The following is an 18,406-nucleotide window of genomic DNA, read 5'->3' on the forward strand; positions in this document are numbered from 1 at the left end:
CGCAGACAATTCCCCCGCCGCACGACAAGGACCTCGTCATGTTCCATGCCCTTCACAACGACGCCCTCGGCAAGCTGATCCTGCGCCTGACGGTAGCCGGCCTGCTGCTGCCCCACGGCCTGACCAAGCTGCTCAACCCCGGCAGCCTGACCTGGATCGGCGATACCCTCTCCGCCCAAGGCCTGCCCAGCTTCCTCGCCTATGGCGTGCTGATCGGAGAACTCGTCGCCCCCCTGATGGCCATCATCGGCATCCAGACGCGCCTGGCTGGCCTACTGATGGCCGCCAACATGGTGGTGGCGATCTTCCTGGCCCATATGCACCAGCTCACCGAGTTCACCAGCAACGGCGGCTGGGCCCTGGAGGTGCAGGGGCTCTTCCTGTTCGGTGCCGTGGCCCTCGTCTTCCTCGGCAGCGGACGCATGGCCTGGCGCCCGGATTGATCCGTCATCCAGCGAGAAAGCGCAGTTTACAATCGGGTAAATGAGCATTTTAAGCCTGACGAATCTCCACGTTTTTCTCGATGTTGACAGCATGTTCGCCGAAAAAGGCGCCGAGTCTGCCCCTATGGGGTCAGACCCCAGCCAAGTCACGAAGCCCGTCATGGTGCGCCTTGCGAGCGGATTCGACACCGCCGGGGTCTGACCCCATAGGGACCGGCAGCGCTGGCAGCTTGCCACCCACCCATGCCCAATGCATTGATAATGCTGAAATATTTCTGGGAGTGCCTCGGATTTTAAGCCGGTTTCAATGCCGTATGAGCGAGCGCAGCCAGCTTTCGCCTGGATGTCACCAGGTGCCGGTATTCTCCATCGATACCCAGGGCTCCTTCGGGGGCAGGGCCTCGCCCTTCTGCAGCAGCTCGACGGAGATCCCGTCGGGGCTCCTGACGAAGGCCATGTGACCGTCCCGGGGCGGGCGATTGATGGTCACGCCCCCCGCCTGCAGCTTCTCGCAGAGAGCGTAGATGTCGTCGACCCGGTAGGCCAGGTGACCGAAGTTGCGCCCGCCGGTGTATTCTTCGGGCTCCCAGTTCCAGGTCAGCTCCAGCTCCGGCGCCTTGAGTTCGGCGGAGCGCGCCTCGTCCTCCGGCGCGGCGAGGAAGACCAGGGTGAAGCGCCCCTTCTCGTTCTCCTTGCGGCGCACCTCCTTGAGGCCCAGCAGGTCGCAATAGAAGCGCAGGGAGGCGTCCAGATCGCTGACGCGAACCATGGTGTGCAGGTACTGCATGGCGATGTCCTTCTCCTGGGTCGTGGATCGGTGAGTGCAGGCGTTGAAGATCTCGGGAGGGCGGTCGACACGGCCGGGGGGCTGTGTGTCATGACGCCTGCTCCCGGAGTGTAATAAGGTAGACGGGTATTGTCGGCAATCCGACCTTTCCCTGCCAAGATCGAGAGCCATCGATGAGCCACTACTGTGACCTGGCACCGGGTCATCCGTTTCACGGCCCCTACCACGATCGCGAATACGGCTTCCCGGTCGCCGACGACACCGCGCTCTTCGAGCGCCTGGTCCTGGAGATCAACCAGGCGGGCCTGTCCTGGCTCACCGTGCTGAAGAAACGCGACGCCTTCCGGCGAGCCTTCGAGGGCTTCGCGATCGAGCGGATCGCCGACTATGGCGAGGCCGAGCGCGAGCGCCTGCTGACCGACGCCGGCATCATCCGCAACCGTCTCAAGGTTGAGGCGACGATCCACAACGCCGCGGTGATCCAGGGTCTGCAGGCCGAGCACGGCAGCTTCCGCGCCTGGCTCGACCACCACCACCCGCTCTCCCATGACGACTGGGTACGGCTGTTCCGGCGTACCTTCCGCTTCACCGGGCCGGAGATCGTCAAGGAATTCCTGATGAGCACCGGCTACCTGTCCGGCGCCCACCGCGACGACTGCCCGGTGCACGCGCGCATCCTCGTGGCCGGCCCCGCCTGGGCACAGCGGTTCTGAGCGGGAACCGCTCGCGACCCGGAGCATCACAGAAAGGTTGGAACACGCCAGGGGGCACGAATCATGGATCCCGTTACCCAAGTGGCGCTGGGCGCCTCGATCGGCGGTGTGGTGCTGGGTCGCCGGTTGGGCCGCAAGGCGGTGCTGATCGGGGCGGTGCTGGGCACCCTGCCCGACCTGGACGTGGTCATCGACTACGGCGATGCCGTGGCCGACATCACCGAGCACCGCGGCTTTTCCCACTCGCTCTTCGTGCTCTCGGGCCTGGCCACCCTGCTCGCCCTGCTCGCCGCCCGCTTCGCCCCGCCCCGGGACATCGCCTTCCGCCGCTGGTGGGCCTTCTTCGGGCTCTGCCTGGTGACCCATCCGCTGCTCGATGCCCTGACCACCTACGGCACCCAGCTGTGGTGGCCGCTGGACGTGCGCCCGTCGGCCTGGCCGATCGTGTTCATCATCGACCCGCTCTATACCCTGCCACTGCTGGTGGGTATCGGCGTGGCCCTGGTCGGCGGCAACGGCCGGCGCGGCCCCGCCTGGGGCCTGGCGCTCTCCACGGCCTACCTGGTGTTCGCGGTGGGCGCCAAGACCCTGGTGGAGCAGCGCCTCGAGCCGGTGCTGGTCGGTCACGGCCTCGCGGAGGCCCCACGGCTGGTACAGCCGACGCCCTTCAATACCCTGCTGTGGCGGGTGACGGTGGTCGACGGCGACCGGCAGTACGAGACCCTGCTCGGACTCTTCGACGGCGACCGCGCGCCAGAACTGGAGACCTACTCCCGCGGCGCCGAGCTGGAACCGGTGGCCCTGGCGAGCCGGCGTGGCGCCAGGCTCGACTGGTTCGCCGGCCCCTTCCTGCGCTACGAGGTGCGCGAGCTCGATGGCCGGGAGACCCTGGTGGCCACCGACCTGCGCCTCGGCTTTCCGGGCTTCCACCCCTTCAGCTTCACCCTGGCGATCCGCGACGGCGGCGACTGGCAACCGCTGGACGTCCCCCAGCAGGTGCCTGCCCCCGCCCGAAGCAACCGCGATGCCCTCGCGCGGCTCGGCGCCCGCATCCTCAACCCGGAGGCGTCACTCTGCACCAGCGCCTTCGTGGCCAGCCGGTGGGTGGTCAGCCGCCCCGGCTGGTGCTGAGCCTGCCCTCCCGGCCGAGTGCAGACGCCAAGGCGGGCTGGCCATTCGGCCACCCCGCTCGCGTACGACACCCGCCGTTGATCGTGGCGGTTACAGGCGCGCCACCAGGCTGTCGATGGCCTGCTTCGCCTCCTTCAGGGCGGCCTCGCGGTGGCCCTCGCCCATGGCGAGGCCCTCGGCGTAGACCACGTCCACCTCGGTGATGCCGATCAGGCCCAGCATGCCCTTCAGGTGCGGGGTCTGGCTGTCCAGCGGCGTGCCGGCGTACTGGCCGCCGCGGGCCGCCAGGATCACCGCCCGCTTGCCCTCGACCAGCCCTCGAGGGCCCTGCTCGGTGTAGCGGAAGGTCTCGCCGGCACGCAGCACCCGGTCGAACCAGGCCTTGAGCTGGGACGGAATGCCCAGGTTGTAGAGCGGCACCGCCAGCACCAGCACGTCGTGGTCACGCAGCTCGGCGATCAGGGCATCGGAGCGGGCCGCCAGGTCACGCTGCTCGGCCGTGCGCTCGGCCACCGGCACCTGCCAGCTGCCGAGCTCGGCGGGGCCGAGATGGGGCAGCTCGTCGGCGACCAGGTCGCGGCTGGTCACCTCGAGACCGTCGCGTCCGGCGGCGCGCTCCTTGAAGTGTTCGGCCAGGGCGATGGACTGGCCCTGGTGGCCCAGGATGGAGGACGTGATGACGAGGGCGCGGGTAGTCATGGCAATCTCCTTGAGTCATTAACAGGGTAATGATTGCCATTCTAGGTGGAATTTTTACAACGAAAAGCGCAAAAAACCGCGGCCCACATTCGACAAAGTCGAAAGCCTGAGGCCTTTAGGGGGCGATGCCCTGGCCACAGCCCCGATAGGTTTCGCCGTCGATGGTCAGGGTCACGCGAGCCGGGAAGGGCTCGCCGCTCATGTCGTCGAAGCAGGCCTGCCCCTCGATGCGCAGCTCGAAGGGGGTGTCGGCCCGGCCGCTGGCCAGGATCATGCGCCCCTCGCCGTTGTCCAGGGTGGTGACCCGATACGGCAGGGTCAGCTGGCGACTGCCGTAGTCGAGCAGCAGGTCGATCTCGGCCACGTCGCTGGGCAGGCTGGCCACCCAGCCCGGCTCGTTGCCGCGGGCATGGAACATGACGCCGGGACGATCGTGGCGGGTCAGGGACGTGCGCGCCAGGTCGCGGGAGCAGTCGAGGCGGCCGCTGGGGCTCTCCACCACGGCCGCCTCGCCCTTGTTCCAGAAGCTGAGGTCGTCCTGCTGGTAGCGGGCACCGCTGGCCACCACCGCCGGCGACAACCGCCAGGCGCCGTGGGCCGACCAGAGCCGTAGCTCGTCGTCGGGATGCGCCGTGACCAGGTCCTGGGCCGGGGTACAGCGCCAGGCGACGAACGCCTCGGCGCCGCCGGCGAAGAAGGCCGAGGGCATCAGCGGTGCGGTGGGTTGCACGACCTTGCCGCCATCACCCGCGGAGCGGTCGGCGACCTCGGGGCGCCCCTCGCCACCCGGGGCGGCGGCGCAACCGGCCAGCACCAGGGCAGCGCCAAGCAGCAGCGGGACGGGCCGGGCGAGAACGGCGGAAGGACGAGACATGGCGGCTCCTTGCGTGGTGTCGTATTCCCTGATGACGCCAGGATACCAGCCACCGCGGCCTCGCGCTCCGCCAACCGCCCCCACCCGCTCAACGCCCAGCCTCAGCCATGACGCCGCCGCAGTACCCGCGCGGCCTCGACCATGTTGGCCAGCGCCGGCGCCACCTCGGCCCAGCTGCGGGTCTTGAGGCCGCAGTCCGGGTTGACCCAGAGCCGCTCCGGCGGAATGCGCTCGGCCGCCTTCTCCATCAGCTGCACCATCCAGTCCACCTCGGGGATGTTCGGCGAATGGATGTCATAGACCCCCGGGCCGATCTCGTTGGGGTAGGCGAAGCCCTGGAAGGCATCGAGCAGCTCCATGTCGGAGCGCGAGGTCTCGATGGTGATGACGTCGGCGTCGAGGGCGGCGATGGCGGCGATGATGTCGTTGAACTCCGAATAGCACATGTGGGTGTGGATCTGGGTCTCGTCCCGCGCCACCGCCGCCGAGAGCCTGAAGCACTCCACCGCCCAGTCGAGATACGCCTGCCACTCGCCGCTGCGCAGCGGCAGCCCCTCGCGCAGGGCCGGCTCGTCGATCTGGATCGCCCGGATGCCGGCGGCCTCGAGGTCGCGCACCTCGTCGCGCAGGGCCAGGGCGATCTGGCGGCAGGTGGTCTCGCGGGGTTGGTCGTCACGCACGAAGGACCACTGCAGCATGGTCACCGGCCCCGTCAGCATGCCCTTCATGGGCTTGTCGGTGAGTGATTGGGCGTACTCGCTCCAGCGCACTGTCATTGGCCCGGGGCGGCTGACGTCGCCGAAGATCACCGGCGGCTTGACGCAGCGCGAGCCGTAGCTCTGTACCCAGCCGTAGCGGGTGAAGGCGTAGCCCTCGAGCTGCTCGCCGAAGTACTCGACCATGTCGTTGCGCTCGGCCTCGCCGTGTACCAGCATGTCGAGCCCCAGGGCCTCCTGCCGCGCCACGGCATGGGCGATCTCCTCGCGCATCCGTGCCTCGTAGGCCCCGGGCTCCAGCTCCCCGGCCTTGACGGCCCGCCGGGCCGCACGGATCGCCGCCGTCTGGGGGAAGGAGCCGATGGTGGTGGTGGGAAAGAGCGGCAGCCCCAGACCCCGACGCTGGGCGGCGGCCCGTGCCGGGTAGGGACTGGCCCGCTCGGCATCGGCGGCACTCACTCCGGCCAGGCGCTCGGCTACCGCCGGCCGGTGGATGCGCACGGAATCCCGGCGCGCCTGCAGCGCCAGGGTGGCGTCCTCGACGCGTTCGCGGTCCTGCGCCGTGGCGCGGCCATCGAGCAGGCGCGCCAGCGTCACCACCTCGTCGAGTTTCTGGCGGGCGAAGGCCAGCCAGCTCCTGAGCTCGGGGTCGAGCGCGGTCTCGGCGGCGAGGTCCACCGGCACGTGCAGCAGCGAGCACGACGGGGCCAGCCACAGCCGCTTGCCCAGGCGCATGCGGGCCGAAGCGAGGCGCTCGTGCAGCAGCGCCAGGTCGGCACGCCAGATGTTGCGGCCGTCGATAGCGCCCACCGACAGCACCTTGTAGGCGGGCAGGCGGTCGAGCACCGCCTCGAGCTGCTCGGGGGCGCGCACCGCGTCGATGTGCAGCCCCTCCACCGGCAGGCTCACCGCCAGGTTGAGATTGTCGCCCAGGCCGCCGAAGCAGGTAGCCAGCAGCAGCTTGACCGGCGCCCCTCCCAGCCTGTTGTAGGCGGTCTCGAAGGCCTGCTGCCAGGCCAGCGGCAGGTCCTGCACCAGGGCCGGCTCGTCGAGCTGCACCCACTCCACGCCCTGCTCGGCCAGCCGCGCGAGGATCTCGCCGTAGACCGGCAGCACCGCTTCCAGCAGGCTCAGGCGATCGAGCCCCTCGTCCCGGGTCTTGCCCAGCCACAGCCAGGTCAGCGGCCCCAGCAGGGTGACCTTGACCGCGTGGCCGGCGGCGCGGGCCTCCGCCACCTGGTCGAACAGCCGAGGGCTTGCCAGGCGGAAGGTCTGGCCGGCGTGCAGCTCCGGCACCAGGTAGTGGTAGTTGGTATCGAAGTACTTGGTCATCTCGCAGGCCGCCGCCGGGGTGCCGGTCGGCGCACGTCCCCGGCCCATGCGGAAGGCGGTGTCCAGCGTCACCTCGCCCCGGGCCACCTCGTCGTCGGCCGCGAAGCGCCCCGGCACGGCGCCGAGCAGCACCGAGACGTCGAGCACCTGGTCGTAGAAGGCGAAGTCGCCCACCGTCACCAGGTCGAGTCCCGCCTCGCGCTGGGCCGCCCAGTGGCGCTGGCGCAGTTCCCGGCCGGTGACCTCCAGGGTCTCGAGGTCGATCTCGCCCTTCCAGTAGGCCTCGGTGGCCTTCTTCAGCTCGCGGTTCGCGCCGATGCGCGGATAGCCGCCAATATGAGCCAAGGTCATGATGCGATCCTCTGTGCATGAATGATGCGACAGAGTCTCGCTGGCTCCGGCTGGTGAATCAAACTAAACTTCTTAATCTTTAAAATGAAAATGGCTCACCCGAATGCTCGAACTTCGCCATCTGCGCACCCTCGTCGCCCTGCGCGATGCCGGCTCCCTGGTCGAGGCCGCCGAGCGCGTGCATCTGACCCAGTCGGCCCTGTCGCACCAGATCAAGGACCTCGAGGAGCGCCTGGGCACTCCGCTGTTCGTGCGCAAGTCCCGCCCGGTGGAGTTCACCCGGGCCGGGCAGCGCCTGCTCGCCCTGGCCGAGCAGGTGCTGCCCCAGGTGCGCATGGCCGAACGCGACCTGGCCCGCCTGGCCGGCAATGAGCAGGGGCGACTGCACATGGCCATCGAATGCCACAGCTGCTTCCAGTGGCTGATGCCCACCATCGACCACTTCCGCGACCACTGGCCGGAGGTGGAGATCGACATCCCCGGCGGCCACCATTTCGACCCGCTGCCGGCGCTGGCCCGGGAGCAGCTGGACCTGGTGATCACCGCCGATCCCCAGCCGCTGCCGGGGGTCTTCTACGAGCCCCTGTTCCGTTACGAGGGCCTGCTGGCGGTGGCCCGCCAGCATCGTCTGGCGGGCAGGCCCTTCGTGCTTCCCGACGACCTGGCCGAGGAGACCCTGATCACCTATCCGGTGGAGCATGCGCGGCTGGACGTCTTCACCCAGTTCCTCGACCCCGCCGGCGTGCGTCCGAAGGAGGTGCGCACCGCCGAGCTGACGATCATGATGATGCAGCTGGTGGCCAGCGGCAGGGGAGTCTGCGCCCTGCCCAACTGGGCGCTGACCGAGTACCTGGAGCGCAGCTACGTGAGCGCCGTGGCACTCGGCGAGAAGGGGGTATGGAGCACGCTGTTCGCGGCAATTCGCGAGGAGAGCCGCGAGGCACCCTGGATGGAGGACTTCCTGCGCACCGCCCGGGAGACGTCCTTTGCGGTGCTCGAGGGCATCAAGCCGGCGTGACGGGCCGACGCGGGAGCAGCAGGGTGAAGCGGGCGCCGCCCAGCTGCGGGCTGTCATCGACCGCGACGCTGCCGCCATGCCAGGTCATCACCTTCTGCACGATGGAGAGCCCCAGCCCGTAGCCCCCGGAGCTGCGGGTGCGGCTATCGTCAAGCCGGGCGAAGGGCTTGAAGACCTCCAGGCGCTCCGAAACGGGCACCCCGGGGCCGTCGTCCTCCACGTCCATACGCACCAGGTGCGGCTCGGAATGCAGGCGGATCAGCACGTGCGAGCGGGCGTGCCGGCAGGCGTTGGCGACCAGGTTCTGCAGCGCCCGCTGGAGATACCGGGGCTCGGCGCTGATCTCCACCTCGTCCCCCCCGGCCAGCTCGAGGCGCAGGTGGCCATGCAGCGGGCTGAGGGTCTCGATCACCCGCTCCGCCATGGCCCGGCAGTCGACCAGCGAGGTATCCATCTCCATGCTGTTGACCGACTCGTTGCCCAGCCGCGCATAGGTGAGGATCTCGTCGATCAGGCCGTCGAGCTCCTCGATGTCACCGTCGATGCCCTCGAGCTGGCGGCGGATCGCCGGGTCATCGGTCATGTCCTCGACCATCTGCACGGCGAAGCGGATGCGCGCCACCGGGGTACGCAGCTCGTGGGAGACGGCGCGGATCATGTCCTGCTGGGCGCGCAGCAGCGACTGCACCTGGGTGGCCATGCCGTTGAAGGCCATGCCCAGCCGCCCCAGGAAGTCGCCGCTCTCGACCTTCACCCGGGTGTCCAGGCGGCCGCCGGCGATGCGTGTGGCGGCCAGCTCGAGCCGTGCCATGCGCGCCTCCACGCCACGCACGATCAGGTAGATGATCACCGCCAGCACACCGAGCAGGATCATCAGCAGCAGCAGCTGCAGGGACGCCGGCATCGGCTCGAAGGCCTGCACCGGCCCGATGGCCAGCCAACGGGCCTCGTCGTCGGGATCCGGCAACTCCAGATACATCGTCATCGACCAGCGCCCCGGCAGCAGGCGGATCACCACCTCGCCCTCGGCCAGCCGCGACAGCTGGCGGGCATCCAGCCCTTCCGGCGCCCGGTCGGTCAGGGTCACCGGAATGCCCCCGCCGGAGACCAGTTCCAGGCGCCGCTGACGCTCCTCGCCCTCCACCTCGGTCAGCCACTCGCCGAACAGCTCGGTGAGTCCGCGTAGCTGCTGCTCGCTCATGCCCACCAGGTCGACCTCCAGCAGCCAGTCGCCGCCGGGCAGCAGCCGCTGCAGGCGCCAGCCATGCTCGCCCCGGGAGGAGACCAGCACCCGGCCACTCTCGAGCCGGGTGCGATCGAAGTAGTTCAGCATGAGGGAGTCGACGGGATAGAGGGTCGGGGTCATGTCGAGCCGCTCGGCACGGCGATCCAGCCACGCCTCGCGCTTGTCTTGTGGCAGCGCCGAGAGCTTCTCCACCAGCAGGCGCGTGGGCGCGTCGGCGAGCTGCTCGCGATGATGCTCGCGACGCACCTGATCGACCATGGCCAGGCCCAGCAGGGCCAGGCCGAAGGTCAACAGCAGCGCCAGTGCCAGCAGCACATAGACACGCAGGAAGGTGCTGTCGGCCAGCGACCGTCGCATGGATCAGCTGTCCCTGACGAAGAGGTAACCCTTGCTGCGTACCGTCTTGATGCGGTGCGGCTGGTTGGGATCATCGCCGATCTTGGGACGGATACGCGAGACGCGCACGTCGATGGAGCGGTCCTGACCGTCGTACTTGATGCCACGCAACTGGGAGAAGATCTCCTCGCGGGTCAGCACCCGCCCCGCATTGCTGGCCAGCAACCACAGCAGATCGAACTCGGCGCTGGTCAGGTCGATGCGCTCACCCTCCAGCCAGGCCTCCCGGGTGGCACTGTCGATCTCGAGGTTGCCGAAGGCCAGCCGCGTCTCGCCACCCGGTTCGCTGGGATCGGTACGCCGCAGCAGGGCACGCATGCGCGCCAGCAGGACCCGTGGCTGCACCGGCTTGGGCACATAGTCGTCGGCTCCCATCTCCAGGCCCAGCACCTGGTCCATGTCGTCGGTGCGCGCGGTGAGCATCAGGATCGGGCCGGGGTAGTCGGCACGCACGCGGCGGCAGATCGACAGGCCGTCCTCGCCGGGCAGCATCAGATCCAGAATCACCAGATCCGGCTGCAGTGCCAGTATCTGCTCGACGCCTCGTGCACCGTCGGCCTCCAGCGTGACCCGGAAACCGTTGGCCTCCAGATAGTCACGGGTCAGTCCGGCCAACCGCTCATCGTCCTCGATGATCAGCACATGATCCTGTTCCTGGGGTTCCAAGCTGTCATCCATCCTGTGTATCCGTCCTGATGGGCTGGTGATCGGGTACGGCAGGCCACCCGCAGACGAGTCGACTACCGCCACTGGCTAAAGGATACCCGAAAACCACGATTTCGCCCTCCCGAAACCCGGTGAGGCAGGAGGGAAAGGCCCAACCATGCGGCCTGACAGGCCGTCGCGGAACTCTCCCCGAATGGTCACAGGCCATCCACAACTTATCCACTTGATGGAGCCATGAAAGCACACTATCTTGTGCTTCGTCACGGCACGCACACCATATACTGTGCCATAGCAACCGTTTCGCCCGCTGTCAACAGCGGCCTCGTTCGCGTGTTTTTCGACCATCAGACAGGGACCCTCGGCGCCATGGATACCACCGCTACCCCGGACAAGACATCCGTCTCCGTCACCGCACCCCGTACCCTGCGCGTCATCAAGCGCACCGGCGACGTGGTGCCCTTCGATGCCGGCAAGATCGCCGTGGCCATGAGCAAGGCGTTCATCGCCGTGGAAGGCGACAACGCCGCCACCTCCTCGCGGGTGCGTGACTTCGTCCAGCACTCCTCTGACGCCATCGCCCAGGCCTTCCAGCGCCGCATGCCCGACGGCGGCACCCTGCACATCGAGGACATCCAGGACCAGGTCGAGCTGGCCCTGATGCGCGCCGGCGAGCAGAAGGTCGCCCGCGCCTATGTGCTCTACCGCGAGGAGCATGCCCGCGCCCGCGCCGCCGCCGGCGGCGACATCGAGAAGCCGCACCCGACGCTCAATGTGACCCTGGCCGACGGCAGCACCCGTCCGCTCGACCTGGGCCGGGTCGAGACCCTGGTGTTCGACGCCTGCGAGGCACTCGCCAACGTCGATCCCAACCGCATCGTCGAGGAGTCGCTGAAGAACCTCTACGACGGCGTCACCATCGACGGCGTCTCCCAGGCGCTGATGATGACCGCCCGCACCCTGGTCGAGAAGGAGCCCAACTACACCTACGTGACCGCCCGCCTGCTGCAGGACAACCTGCGCCGCGAGGCCCTGTCGTTCCTGGGCGTGGCCGACGAGGCCACCTTCGGCGAGATGGCCGAGTTCTACAAGCCGGCCTTCCACGCCTACGTGGCCAAGGGCATCGAATTCGAGCAGCTCGACCCGCGGCTCGCCGAGTTCGACCTCGAGCGCCTGGGCGATGCCCTCGACCATACCCGCGACAACGCCTTCACCTACCTGGGCCTGCAGACCCTCTACGACCGCTACTTCATCCACCGGGACGACGTGCGCTACGAACTGCCCCAGGTGATGTTCATGCGCGTGGCCATGGGCCTGGCCCTGAACGAGGACGACCGCGAGGCGCGGGCCATCGAGTTCTACGAACTGCTCTCCAGCTTCGACTACATGGCCTCCACGCCCACCCTGTTCAACTCGGGCACCGTCAGGAGCCAGCTCTCCTCGTGTTATCTCACCACCGTACCCGACGACCTGGACAGCATCTACAGCGCGATCCGCGACAATGCCCTGCTCTCCAAGTGGGCCGGCGGCCTGGGCAACGACTGGACCCCGGTGCGCGCGCTGGGCTCCTACATCAAGGGCACCAACGGCAAGTCCCAGGGCGTGGTGCCCTTCCTCAAGGTGGTCAACGACACCGCCGTGGCGGTCAACCAGGGCGGCAAGCGCAAGGGGGCGGTATGCGCCTACCTGGAGACCTGGCACCTGGACATCGAGGAGTTCCTCGAGCTGCGCAAGAACACCGGTGACGACCGCCGCCGCACCCACGACATGAACACCGCCAACTGGGTGCCGGACCTGTTCATGAAGCGGGTCTTCGACGACAAGGAGTGGACGCTGTTCTCGCCGGCCACCTGCCCGGACCTCCACGACCTCTATGGCGCCGCCTTCGAGCAGCGCTACGCCGAGTACGAGGAGATGACCCGTACCGGCCAGCTGAAGCTCTACAAGCGGGTCAAGGCCAAGGACCTGTGGCGCAAGATGCTGTCGATGCTGTTCGAGACCGGCCACCCCTGGATCACCTTCAAGGACCCCTGCAACCTGCGCAGCCCGCAGCAGCACGCCGGAGTGGTGCACTCCTCCAACCTGTGCACCGAGATCACCCTCAACACCAGCGTCGACGAGATCGCGGTGTGCAACCTCGGCTCGGTCAACCTGGCCCAGCACGTGGTGGACGGCCAGCTCGACGACGCCAAGCTGCGCAAGACCGTGCGCACCGCGGTGCGCATGCTCGACAACGTCATCGACATCAACTACTACGCGGTGCCCCAGGCGAGGAACTCCAACTTCAAGCACCGCCCGGTGGGCCTGGGCATCATGGGCTTCCAGGACGCCCTCTACGCCCAGGACATCGCCTACGCCTCCGAGGCGGCCGTGACCTTCGCCGACCGCTCCATGGAGCTGGTCAGCTACCACGCCATCGAGGCTTCCAGTGACCTGGCCGCCGAGCGTGGCCGCTACGAGAGTTTCGAGGGTTCGCTGTGGAGCCAGGGCGTGCTGCCCATCGACTCCATCGAGAAGCTCAAGGCCGAGCGTGGCGAGAAGTACATCGAGGTCGACACCTCCGCCACCCAGGACTGGGCCCGCATTCGCGACAAGATCGCCGAGCAGGGCATGCGCAACTCCAACGTGATGGCCATCGCCCCCACCGCCACCATCTCCAATATCTGTGGGGTGACCCAGTCCATCGAGCCGACCTATCAGAACCTCTACGTGAAATCGAACCTCTCCGGCGAGTTCACCGTGGTCAACGCCCAGATGGTCAACGACCTCAAGGCGCGCGGCCTGTGGGACGAGGTGATGATCAACGACCTCAAGTACTACGACGGCTCGGCGCAGCCCATCGACCGCGTTCCGGACGATCTCAAGGCCAAGTACGCTACCGCCTTCGAGGTGGAGCCCAAGTGGCTGGTGGAGGCCGCCGCCCGTCGCCAGAAGTGGATCGACCAGGCCCAGTCGCTGAACCTCTACATCCAGGGCGTCTCGGGCAAGAAGCTCGACGTCACCTACCGCATGGCCTGGTTCCGCGGCCTCAAGACCACCTACTACCTGCGCGCCCTGGGGGCCACCTCGGTGGAGAAGTCCACCGTCGACCGCGGCACCCTCAATGCGGTGAGCAATGGCGGAGCCCCGGCGGCGGAGCCGAGCCCGACCCCCGCCGCGCCGGCCAACCCCGAGCCGCGGGGCATCGAGGACTTCCTGCAGGCTGATTTTCTCAAGGGCAAGGGTGGCCAGCGCCCGCCCTCGGCCGGCGATATCGACGAACTGGGCTGCGAGGCCTGCCAATAAAGCAGGAAGCTATAAGCCGGAAGCTGGAAGGAACACCCGTTTCTTCCGGCTCATCGACCAGAGATCGAAAGGTAGATAGAGATGCTTAACTGGGACGAATTCCACGAGGACGAGACCGCGGTCACCGAGCAGTCCAAGGCCGCACCGGCGCCCGCCGCCAAGCCGCAGCCCGCCGCCGCGCCCCGGGAAGAGGCCGTGCGCGAAGAGGCCGTGAGAGCAGAGACCGTAAGAGAAGGTGCCGCTCGCTACGCCGTGGTCGATCAGGACCGCCTGACCCGGGCACGCAAGTCGCTGGAGGAGCTCGATGTGGCCGCCGGCCTCGAGGAGCTGGAGATGGGCGCGGCGCGCATCGAGGTCGACGACAAGCAGATGATCAATGCCCGCGCCGACCTCAACCAGCTGGTGCCCTTCAAGTACGAGTGGGCCTGGCAGAAATACCTGGACGGCAGCGCCAACCACTGGATGCCCCAGGAAGTGAACATGAACGCCGACATCGCCCTGTGGAAGAGCCAGGATGGCCTGACCGCGGACGAGCGGCGCATCGTCGAGCGCAGCCTGGGCTACTTCTCCACCGCCGATTCGCTGGTCGCCAACAACCTGGTGCTGGCGCTCTATCGCCTGATCACCAACCCCGAGTGCCGCCAGTACCTGCTGCGCCAGGCCTTCGAGGAGGCCATCCACACCCACGCCTACCAGTACTGCGTGGAGTCGCTGGGCATGGACGAGGGCGCGGTCTTCAACATGTACCGCGAGGTGCCCTCGGTGGCCGCCAAGTCCGCCTGGAGCCTCAAGCACACCCAGTCGCTGGCGCGCCCGGACTTCAACACCGGCACCCCGGAGACCGACCAGGAGCTGCTGCGTAACCTGATCGCCTTCTACTGCGTCACCGAGGGCATCTTCTTCTACTGCGGCTTCAGCCAGATCCTCTCCATGGGCCGGCGCAACAAGATGACCGGGGTGGCCGAGCAGTTCCAGTACATCCTGCGCGACGAGTCGATGCACCTGAACTTCGGGGTCGACATGATCAACCAGATCAAGATCGAGAACCCGCACCTGTGGACGCCGGCGTTCCAGGACGAGGTCACCCAGATGATCCTCGAGGGTACCGAGCTGGAGATCGCCTACGCCCGGGACACCATGCCGCGCGGCGTGCTGGGCATGAACGCGGCGATCATGGAGGAGTACCTCCACTTCATCTGCAACCGCCGCCTGGCCCAGATCGGCCTCAAGGAGCAGTTCCCCGGCGCCCAGAACCCCTTCCCGTGGATGAGCGAGATCATCGACCTGCGCAAGGAGAAGAACTTCTTCGAGACCCGCGTCACCGAGTACCAGGTGGGTGGCGCGCTGAGCTGGGATTGAGCGAGTTTCGTCCGGGGAGTCACTCCCCGGCGTGATTTCCGGAGGCATCGCCATGGTGGACCAGAAGACCCCGACCCTCGACGCGCGACCCCGTGAGGCCGCCCGCGTCCACCGGCCTCCCTCAGGCGGGCCCGCGGCTCCCGAGCGCTTCGGGCCGACTTCGCCGACCCCGATGATGACGCCCTGTCCGGCCACGCCGGGCGGGGCGTTTTTCATGGCCCGGAAACAGGCATAACAACGGAGGGCAATCCGATGCATGCAACCCAAGCCGTAGCACGTCGCGACTCCCAGGCGTGGCAGTCCGCCCTGGATCGGGCACTGGCCGCCCATGACAGCGAAGATGCCTTCGCCCATTACCCCCATGTGGCCTTCGCCTTCCCCTCGTCGTCACCCAACCCCTACTCGCGGCACTACCCGCTGCTCAACTACCGGGAACTCAAGGAGTGGGCAAGCTCGCGTGGCTGGCGGGTCCGGCCGGCGCCGGAGCGAGCCCCCGAGGGCGAGGAGTACAGCCCGCCGGTCCGCTTCACCCGACTCCCCCGCGGGGCCTTGCGCGCCGGCGCCGGACCTCGCTATCACTGAACCGCCTCGCCCGGGGCCCCGCCCCGGGCGAGGCCGCCCCTCCCCCCGGGTGCCGAGCCCGTACGCGACCATCGACAGCCCCCCCTTCCTCGTGACCGCGTCACCGCCCAGGCCAGGCGCCCGCCTGGTAGTCGTGAACTATTCCGGCCAGGTGACGTGATCGATGGGCACCGTCACTTCGTCCTTCACGAGCTCCATCACCACGAAGGAGTGCGTCTGGTGAACATTCGGCAGCCGACCGATCTGCTGGACGAGCACGGCACGATAGTGCGAGATATCGTGGGTCCTTACCTTTAGCAGGTAATCGAAGTTCCCCGCCACCATATAGCAGCCCTGCACTTCCGGAATGAGGCGCACGGCCTCGTTGAATCGGTCCAGGGCGTCCTCGCTCGTCTTCTCCATGGTCACCAGCACCACCAGCACATGGCCCGCACCGAGTTGCCCCGGGTCCAGGTCGGCACGATAGCCGCGGATGATACCGGCCTGCTCGAGTCGGCGTACACGCTGTGCACAGGGCGTCTTGGTGAGGTTCACCCGGTTGGCCAACTCCACGATGGGGAGGCGTCCATGTTCCTGAAGTTGATGCAGAATGCGGCGATCTATGCGATCCAGGCGCTCCATCTTCTTAGCCATATTGCCTATCACCATCTTATATCAAGGACAAAGGTAAACCAATCTAGCGTTATTTGGAGCCAATTCCTAGCCAAAATGGCCAACAATAAGCCTTGAAGGCTGAATGAAGGCACAAAGTAGCCAGATATAGCGATCCGACCGCCCACGACACCTGGATCACGGTGTCCTTGCAGCCTTCCGGTCGGGCCTTGCGACATCTGGCGGCAAAGGGGGATACGAATGCACGGCAACTGCCTACCGCTATTACTGTTATAGCTTCTACCGATCGAGAGTCGATCGATAACAATCGGAAAGTTGCGTAACGCTTGATAAAGCAAAGCAAGAACAACGCACATCAAACCGAAGGTAACTGACATGACAAGTCCAAGAAGTCCATTCGACTATAAACAGCCAGGCCTGATGCTGGCGCTCACTCCCGTCGTCCTGACGTTGCTGGTACTGGCGGTACAACTCTTCTATTTCGGCGACTTCACTCCCCACATTCCCCTGGCCATCGGCCTGGCGATCACGGCGCTGGTGGGGGTCAAGCTCGGCTTCCGGTGGAAACAGATCGAAGAGGGCATCTTTCACGTCATCCACGTGTCCCTGCCCTCCGTCTCGGTGTTGATCTGCGTCGGCATGATCATCGGCGTGTGGATCGCCAGCGGCACCGTACCGACCCTCATCTATTACGGGCTGACGATTCTATCGCCGACCATCTTCCTGGCGGCGGCCATGTTGCTCTGCTCGGTCGTCTCGGTGTCGCTGGGCACCTCCTGGGGCACGGTCGGCACGGTGGGCCTCGCCCTGATGGGCATCGGCGCAGGCTTCGATATCCCGATGTACTGGACCGCCGGCGCCGTGGTGTCGGGCGCCTTCTTCGGCGACAAGGTCTCGCCGCTGTCGGACACGACGAACCTCGCCCCGGCGGTCACCGGCACGGACGTCTTCTCCCATATCAAGAACATGATGCCGACGACGATCCCGGCGATGCTGATCGCCTTCGCCATCTACCTGGTGGCGGGTTTCACCCTGATCGACGACGAGGCCGCCTCCTTCGACCGGATCGATGCCATCACCACCGCGCTGCAGGCGAACTTCACCATCTCGGCCTGGCTGCTGCTGCCGGCGGTGCTGGTGATCGTGCTCGCGGTCAAGCGCATGCCCCCCATCCCGTCGCTGTTCGCCGGCGCCCTGGCCGGTGCGGTCACCGCCATGGTCGCGCAGGGGGTCGGCGTGCATGACCTGCTCACCTATGCCAACAGCGGTTATTCGATCGAGACCGGTATCGGCGCCATCGACAGCCTGCTCAATCGCGGTGGCATCCAGTCGATGATGTGGACCATTTCACTGATTCTCATCGCGCTCGGCTTCGGCGGTGCGCTGGAAAAGACCGGCTGCCTGGAAGCGATCATCCGCGCGATCATGACCAAGGTGCGCAGCTTTAAAGGTGTACAGACAGCCGCGGTTTTGACCTCGGTGTCCACCAACCTGGTCGCCGGCGACCCGTACCTTTCGATTGCCCTTCCCGGCCGCATGTACGCCCCCACCTACCGCGGCATGGGGTATTCGACCCTGAACCTGTCGCGCGCCATCGAAGAGGGTGGAACCCTCATCTCGCCGCTGATTCCGTGGAATGCCGGCGGGGCCTTCGTGATCAGCGCCCTCGGACTCGGTATCGTCGAGGGCAATGTCGAGAACCTGCTGTACATTCCGCTGGCCTTCGCCTGCTGGATGTCCCCGGTGATCGGCCTGCTCTATGCGCAGACCGGCCTGTTCTCCCCCCGGGCCAGCGAGGAGGAGCGGCAACTCTGGCAGGAGCAGGGCGAGGCCATTGCTACCGACCTCGGGGCCGCCGGCCAGGCCAGCGAAGCGCCTATCGCCATCCCGCGGCCGTCGAGCTGACGGCGCGCCCCGGGGCACTCGCTGCCCCGTCGCTGGCACGCTGAGGCGGGATTGCTCATGACTGGCTGGAGAATCGAAGTCTCGCCTGCCCCACCCGGAAACGGGTGGGGTTTTTCGTTGCCATCTCCTACCCACCCTGCGCTCTCGACTCATCTCCAGGGCTATGCGGAAGGCCCCCGCGCAGCCCTCTCCGCTGTCGCTCAGATCCAGCACCAGCTCGTCCCCGCCACTGCGTCGGTAGATGCCGTCCCTGTCATTACGCACATTGCATAGCCCGCCTTGCTCAGGGGCAGC

15 protein-coding genes are annotated in these 18,406 nt (G+C 67.1%); 8 read left to right on the forward strand and 7 right to left on the reverse strand.

Annotated features, from left to right (window positions below; all coding sequences use genetic code 11):
- Positions 1-38 precede the first annotated feature (38 nt).
- A complete protein-coding gene (locus tag CR157_RS06765; RefSeq protein WP_110282707.1) occupies positions 39-443 on the forward strand; it encodes a DoxX family protein in 405 nt (134 codons plus the stop codon).
- A gap of 346 nt (positions 444-789) precedes the next feature.
- Here CR157_RS06765 and CR157_RS06770 read toward each other — a convergent pair whose 3' ends face one another.
- Entirely contained in the window at positions 790-1,230 is a 441-nt protein-coding gene (locus CR157_RS06770) for a VOC family protein (RefSeq protein WP_110282708.1), read from the reverse strand.
- Positions 1,231-1,403: 173 nt separating this feature from the next.
- Between CR157_RS06770 and CR157_RS06775 the strand changes: the two genes are divergently transcribed.
- Both CR157_RS06775 and CR157_RS06780 read left to right on the forward strand, forming a co-directional pair.
- Entirely contained in the window at positions 1,404-1,943 is a 540-nt protein-coding gene (locus CR157_RS06775; protein WP_110282709.1) for a DNA-3-methyladenine glycosylase I, read from the forward strand.
- A gap of 63 nt (positions 1,944-2,006) precedes the next feature.
- Complete coding sequence (locus CR157_RS06780) at positions 2,007-3,074, forward strand: metal-dependent hydrolase (protein WP_110282710.1); 1,068 nt, start codon at positions 2,007-2,009, stop codon at positions 3,072-3,074.
- 90 nt (positions 3,075-3,164) lie between these two features.
- Here CR157_RS06780 and CR157_RS06785 read toward each other — a convergent pair whose 3' ends face one another.
- The 3 genes from CR157_RS06785 to metE form a co-directional block, all read right to left on the reverse strand.
- Positions 3,165-3,773, reverse strand: a complete 609-nt coding sequence (locus CR157_RS06785) for an FMN-dependent NADH-azoreductase (RefSeq protein WP_110282711.1) — start codon at positions 3,771-3,773, stop codon at positions 3,165-3,167.
- Between the two features lie 115 nt (positions 3,774-3,888).
- Positions 3,889-4,647, reverse strand: coding sequence for a COG3650 family protein (locus tag CR157_RS06790; RefSeq protein WP_110282712.1), 759 nt, complete (start codon positions 4,645-4,647; stop codon positions 3,889-3,891).
- Positions 4,648-4,748: 101 nt separating this feature from the next.
- Entirely contained in the window at positions 4,749-7,046 is a 2,298-nt protein-coding gene (gene metE / locus CR157_RS06795) for a 5-methyltetrahydropteroyltriglutamate--homocysteine S-methyltransferase (RefSeq protein ID WP_110282713.1), read from the reverse strand.
- 103 nt (positions 7,047-7,149) lie between these two features.
- Between metE and CR157_RS06800 the strand changes: the two genes are divergently transcribed.
- Positions 7,150-8,064 carry a LysR family transcriptional regulator gene (locus CR157_RS06800; protein WP_110282714.1) on the forward strand — a complete coding sequence of 305 codons (915 nt, stop codon included), beginning with the start codon at positions 7,150-7,152 and terminating at the stop codon, positions 8,062-8,064.
- Here CR157_RS06800 and CR157_RS06805 read toward each other — a convergent pair.
- Both CR157_RS06805 and CR157_RS06810 read right to left on the reverse strand, forming a co-directional pair.
- The gene (locus CR157_RS06805; RefSeq protein ID WP_110282715.1) at positions 8,051-9,667 is read right to left on the reverse strand and encodes an ATP-binding protein; all 1,617 of its coding nucleotides are present in this window, start codon (positions 9,665-9,667) and stop codon (positions 8,051-8,053) included. The two genes, CR157_RS06800 and CR157_RS06805, sit on opposite strands and share 14 nt — an antisense overlap.
- Positions 9,668-9,670: 3 nt before the next feature.
- Positions 9,671-10,384, reverse strand: a complete 714-nt coding sequence (locus CR157_RS06810; RefSeq protein WP_110282716.1) for a winged helix-turn-helix domain-containing protein — start codon at positions 10,382-10,384, stop codon at positions 9,671-9,673.
- 354 nt (positions 10,385-10,738) lie between these two features.
- Here CR157_RS06810 and CR157_RS06815 point away from each other — a divergent pair, with 354 nt between their 5' ends.
- The 3 genes from CR157_RS06815 to CR157_RS06830 all read left to right on the forward strand — a co-directional run bounded on the left by CR157_RS06815 (position 10,739) and on the right by CR157_RS06830 (position 15,595).
- Positions 10,739-13,654: a ribonucleoside-diphosphate reductase subunit alpha gene (locus tag CR157_RS06815; RefSeq protein WP_110282717.1), complete on the forward strand. Its 2,916-nt coding sequence runs from the start codon at positions 10,739-10,741 to the stop codon at positions 13,652-13,654.
- Between the two features lie 81 nt (positions 13,655-13,735).
- The gene (locus CR157_RS06820; protein ID WP_110282718.1) at positions 13,736-15,013 is read left to right on the forward strand and encodes a ribonucleotide-diphosphate reductase subunit beta; all 1,278 of its coding nucleotides are present in this window, start codon (positions 13,736-13,738) and stop codon (positions 15,011-15,013) included.
- Between the two features lie 252 nt (positions 15,014-15,265).
- Entirely contained in the window at positions 15,266-15,595 is a 330-nt protein-coding gene (locus tag CR157_RS06830; protein WP_110282720.1) for a hypothetical protein, read from the forward strand.
- A gap of 138 nt (positions 15,596-15,733) precedes the next feature.
- Here the strand turns inward: CR157_RS06830 and CR157_RS06835 are convergent, their stop codons facing one another.
- Positions 15,734-16,228 carry an Lrp/AsnC family transcriptional regulator gene (locus tag CR157_RS06835; RefSeq protein ID WP_240569416.1) on the reverse strand — a complete coding sequence of 165 codons (495 nt, stop codon included), beginning with the start codon at positions 16,226-16,228 and terminating at the stop codon, positions 15,734-15,736.
- A gap of 354 nt (positions 16,229-16,582) precedes the next feature.
- Between CR157_RS06835 and nhaC the strand changes: the two genes are divergently transcribed.
- On the forward strand, positions 16,583-18,112 hold the full coding sequence (gene nhaC, locus CR157_RS06840) for a Na+/H+ antiporter NhaC (protein ID WP_110282721.1): 1,530 nt from the start codon (positions 16,583-16,585) through the stop codon (positions 18,110-18,112).
- Positions 18,113-18,406 lie beyond the last annotated feature (294 nt).

It is taken from the genome of Halomonas sp. LBP4 (genome assembly GCF_003202205.1).
Classification (GTDB): domain Bacteria; phylum Pseudomonadota; class Gammaproteobacteria; order Pseudomonadales; family Halomonadaceae; genus Halomonas; species Halomonas flagellata.

What these genes read in the sequence shown, in the direction of transcription:
- CR157_RS06765 (WP_110282707.1), top strand. Translation starts at nt 39, where the DNA reads ATGTTCCATGCCCTTCACAACGACGCCCTCGGCAAGCTGATCCTGCGC.
- CR157_RS06770 (WP_110282708.1), bottom strand. Translation starts at nt 1,230, where the DNA reads ATGCAGTACCTGCACACCATGGTTCGCGTCAGCGATCTGGACGCCTCC.
- CR157_RS06775 (WP_110282709.1), top strand. Translation starts at nt 1,404, where the DNA reads ATGAGCCACTACTGTGACCTGGCACCGGGTCATCCGTTTCACGGCCCC.
- CR157_RS06780 (WP_110282710.1), top strand. Translation starts at nt 2,007, where the DNA reads ATGGATCCCGTTACCCAAGTGGCGCTGGGCGCCTCGATCGGCGGTGTG.
- CR157_RS06785 (WP_110282711.1), bottom strand. Translation starts at nt 3,773, where the DNA reads ATGACTACCCGCGCCCTCGTCATCACGTCCTCCATCCTGGGCCACCAG.
- CR157_RS06790 (WP_110282712.1), bottom strand. Translation starts at nt 4,647, where the DNA reads ATGTCTCGTCCTTCCGCCGTTCTCGCCCGGCCCGTCCCGCTGCTGCTT.
- metE (WP_110282713.1), bottom strand. Translation starts at nt 7,046, where the DNA reads ATGACCTTGGCTCATATTGGCGGCTATCCGCGCATCGGCGCGAACCGC.
- CR157_RS06800 (WP_110282714.1), top strand. Translation starts at nt 7,150, where the DNA reads ATGCTCGAACTTCGCCATCTGCGCACCCTCGTCGCCCTGCGCGATGCC.
- CR157_RS06805 (WP_110282715.1), bottom strand. Translation starts at nt 9,667, where the DNA reads ATGCGACGGTCGCTGGCCGACAGCACCTTCCTGCGTGTCTATGTGCTG.
- CR157_RS06810 (WP_110282716.1), bottom strand. Translation starts at nt 10,384, where the DNA reads ATGGATGACAGCTTGGAACCCCAGGAACAGGATCATGTGCTGATCATC.
- CR157_RS06815 (WP_110282717.1), top strand. Translation starts at nt 10,739, where the DNA reads ATGGATACCACCGCTACCCCGGACAAGACATCCGTCTCCGTCACCGCA.
- CR157_RS06820 (WP_110282718.1), top strand. Translation starts at nt 13,736, where the DNA reads ATGCTTAACTGGGACGAATTCCACGAGGACGAGACCGCGGTCACCGAG.
- CR157_RS06830 (WP_110282720.1), top strand. Translation starts at nt 15,266, where the DNA reads ATGCATGCAACCCAAGCCGTAGCACGTCGCGACTCCCAGGCGTGGCAG.
- CR157_RS06835 (WP_240569416.1), bottom strand. Translation starts at nt 16,228, where the DNA reads ATGGCTAAGAAGATGGAGCGCCTGGATCGCATAGATCGCCGCATTCTG.
- nhaC (WP_110282721.1), top strand. Translation starts at nt 16,583, where the DNA reads ATGACAAGTCCAAGAAGTCCATTCGACTATAAACAGCCAGGCCTGATG.